This window comes from Psychrobacter sp. AOP5-GZ1-6 (assembly GCF_052376345.1).
GTDB lineage: Bacteria > Pseudomonadota > Gammaproteobacteria > Pseudomonadales > Moraxellaceae > Psychrobacter.
Genome location: NZ_JBQSVP010000209.1, coordinates 1 through 3,160, shown reverse-complemented (window position 1 = coordinate 3,160; position 3,160 = coordinate 1). Strand labels below are relative to the sequence as shown.

Annotated in this window: 2 protein-coding genes and 2 pseudogenes; 2 read left to right on the top strand and 2 right to left on the bottom strand. The window is 38.9% G+C overall.

Annotated elements, in window-relative coordinates; translation table 11 throughout:
• Nucleotides 1-254: 254 nt before the first annotated feature.
• Nucleotides 255-353, top strand: a pseudogene (locus ACT3RN_RS15055) (recombinase family protein); the annotation flags it as partial.
• Nucleotides 354-361: 8 nt separating this feature from the next.
• Here ACT3RN_RS15055 and ACT3RN_RS15050 read toward each other — a convergent pair.
• The gene (locus tag ACT3RN_RS15050) at nt 362-1,243 is read right to left on the bottom strand and encodes an IS982 family transposase (RefSeq protein ID WP_089111072.1); all 882 of its coding nucleotides are present in this window, start codon (nt 1,241-1,243) and stop codon (nt 362-364) included.
• 209 nt (nt 1,244-1,452) lie between these two features.
• Here ACT3RN_RS15050 and ACT3RN_RS15045 point away from each other — a divergent pair, with 209 nt between their 5' ends.
• A complete protein-coding gene (locus ACT3RN_RS15045; protein ID WP_089111068.1) occupies nt 1,453-2,790 on the top strand; it encodes an FAD-dependent oxidoreductase in 1,338 nt (445 codons plus the stop codon).
• A 78-nt stretch (nt 2,791-2,868) separates the two neighbouring features.
• On the opposite strand, the pseudogene ACT3RN_RS15040 reads toward ACT3RN_RS15045, so the two are convergent.
• Nucleotides 2,869-3,160: pseudogene (locus ACT3RN_RS15040) on the bottom strand (glutathione-disulfide reductase); the annotation flags it as partial.

Genomic DNA, 3,160 nt, shown 5'->3' with positions numbered 1-3,160 from the left:
ATCATTTAGGTATGTACGGATAGGACGTTCTTTATTAAAAAAAGCAGGATCTTTTTTAATGCGTCCAACCATTTCATCAACTTATACCTCAACGGAGCCACTTCAACCCCTTATCATTAGTCTATACCTAAAACATAAAACCTTTAAATAATAATTTATCTATCATTAGACTTGTATCTGATATTAAATGATAGCAATCTCTTGCTGTTATCAATGAACATTAATTATTAAGTCTAAGTAATAGAGGTAGCGTTATGACCGTTCGTATTTATGTGAGAGCCAGCACTAAGGATCAAGACGCTACCAGAGCATTAGCTGATTTGGTGGCTTTCAGTACAAGTTATGATGATAAACCCCACTCTCAACTTGAAATAAGCAACTCAAACTGAAGTGGGGGATTACCTAACTGTTTATTGATTACAAAGCAGAAGTTATGAGCCAAGATTTTACGCATAAATCTGTGGGATAAATGCCATAAATCTCTCGCTCTCACCTTTTGCATATTAAACCGCTGTGATAACTGACCAATCACCGTCTCAATATTGCGACGAGCATTTTTAAGACGATTAAGTACACTGATTGGTCGTTTATCGGGCATATTTTTTCTAAGCGGTGTTTGCAAATCAACACATCGCTTAAAGCAATACTCAGATAAATCAGGGCTAATATAGCCCATATCTGCACCTAACAAGCCTTTGATATTATCAAGCATATCAGGTGCCACTAATCTTTCATCTATTCTGGCAGAGGCAAAGGTAAAATTGGTTATCATGCCCGATAGATTAATGAGTAAATGTCCTTCAAAGCCGAAATATTTTTGTTGCTTTGAGGCGCAGTAACTATAACTACCTTCGTATTTGAAGGTTTTATACCGATACGCTCTGGCATATTGGCATACAGGAATGGGAAAGCCATCGATAAAATGAATGTTGTCTTGTCCATACTGTTTAACGATATGCTGTTGTATCAAAGTTTTTACCTGTAACAAATTGACGCACTGCTTGGCAAAGTTGGGATATGAGCCTATTTGTGGAAACCATGTTTGCCAATGCTGTTTAAAATACTGATGGATTTGTGAGTCGGTGTCCATCTGTAAAAACTCACCCACTATCTCCATGGTAATAATTTCACTGTCGGTTAGCTTTGGTGCATATCCGCCTTGTCTTAGCCGGTTTGTTACAATCTTTTTGTAGTAGTCATCTACCATTAGATAGATTTTAATGATAAATTCGTCGATGGGCATGGCTTGTTCTCTAATCTTTTTGGTCATTGATTAAAGTTTAAGTTCATGCCTTTTTTGTTTCAACCCCGCTTAAAAGTGTTGAGAGTGGGGTATTAATATGTTAAATTTTATTAATAAAATTGCATATCTCTACTATATCATTACACTATGGAGCAAGTTCTATTTAATCATAAAACTTATAATCAATCATAAAAACAGAGGGGCTCACAGTGACCATAAAACACATCGAACATCTGATTATCGGCTTTGGCAAAGCAGGTAAAACTCTGGCACAAGCTTTAGCCAAGACAGGCAAATCCGTGATTTTAGTGGAGCAGTCCGCTACCATGTATGGTGGTACCTGTATCAATATTGGCTGTATTCCCTCAAAAAAATTAGCCTTCTTAGCTTATGGTCATGACGTACAACCATCACTTGCTCAAGCAGTTAGCAAAAAGAACGATTTAATTGATAAACTTAATCATGCCAACTTTGAGAAAGTTGATAGTCTAGATAATGCCGAAGTGATTACAGGCAAAGCCAGTTTTATTGATAATAAAACCGTGCAGGTCGTCACCGATACTGACACATTGACCATCACTGCTGATTATATTTACATCAATACAGGGGCGTATAACTGGCAGCCGCCGATTGATGGGTTAAAAGACAGCAAATTTGCCTACGACAGCACCCGTATCATGCAACTAACCGATTTACCAAAACAGCTCGTTATTATTGGTGGTGGCTATATCGGGCTAGAGTTTGCCTTTATTTTTGCAGGGTTTGGCAGTGAAGTGACGATTTTAGAAACAGGCGATACCTTTTTACCACGAGAAGATGAAGATATCACCAAAACTTTACTCGCTATCATGGCAAAACAGCATATTACAGTCAAAACTAATCAGCAAATCAAAAAAATAAGCGATAGTGGACAGCAAGCCACAATTACCACCGCTGATAGCGAACTGCATGCCGATGCGATTTTGGTTGCTACAGGCCGCAGAGCCAATACCGAAGGGCTAAACCTTGAAAAAGCGGGCATTGAGCTTACCGATAAAGGTTATATTGCTGTCAATGAAAAATTACAAACCAACGTGCCGAATATCTATGCGATGGGCGATGTGGCAGGCAGCCCCCAATTTACCTATATTTCGCTCGATGATTATCGTGTAGTTAAAAGCCAAGTATTGGGCGATGGCAGTTACACCACCAAAGACCGTACTTTCCCTTATGCGGTGTTTGTCAATCCGCCACTTGCTAATGTCGGTATGACCGCAAAAATGGCAAAAGATAAAGGTTATGACATTAAAACCGCCACACTAGATGCAGCAACTATTCCTAAAGCCAATATCTTAGAACAAGCTGATGGGCTGCTTAAGGCCGTAGTAGATGCTAAAACTGATAAAATCTTGGGTGTGCAACTGTTGTGTGCCGAGTCGCATGAATTGATTAACTTTATGGATTTAGCAATCCGTCAAGGCTTAACCTACCAGCAGGTGCGTGATCATATTTTTACCCACCCTAGTATGAGTGAAGCATTGAATGATTTGTTTGCTGCTATCAACTAACTGTTTTATAGCGAGGTTAGACGTTGCTTATAACGGCTAACCTCATTTACTTTCAATATTCACTCACTTTATATCCGCTTAGTTAAAACTTAAAAATTCTTCTGCACTTGTTGGATGAATGGTAAATGTCTCTTCTAAATCTGCTTTAGTAATACCAACTTTCATTGCCAAAGCAAATCCTTGTAAAATTTCATCCACATCTGACCCGACGGCATGAATGCCCACCACGGTCTCATCGCGACCTGCACAGACAATTTTAACTGTCGATGATGTTATATCATCGTGTGCAACCGCACGAAACATGGGCATAAATTTATTAGTGTAAGTTTTTACATTTACTTGACCATGGGCTTTAATCGCCGCTGACTCA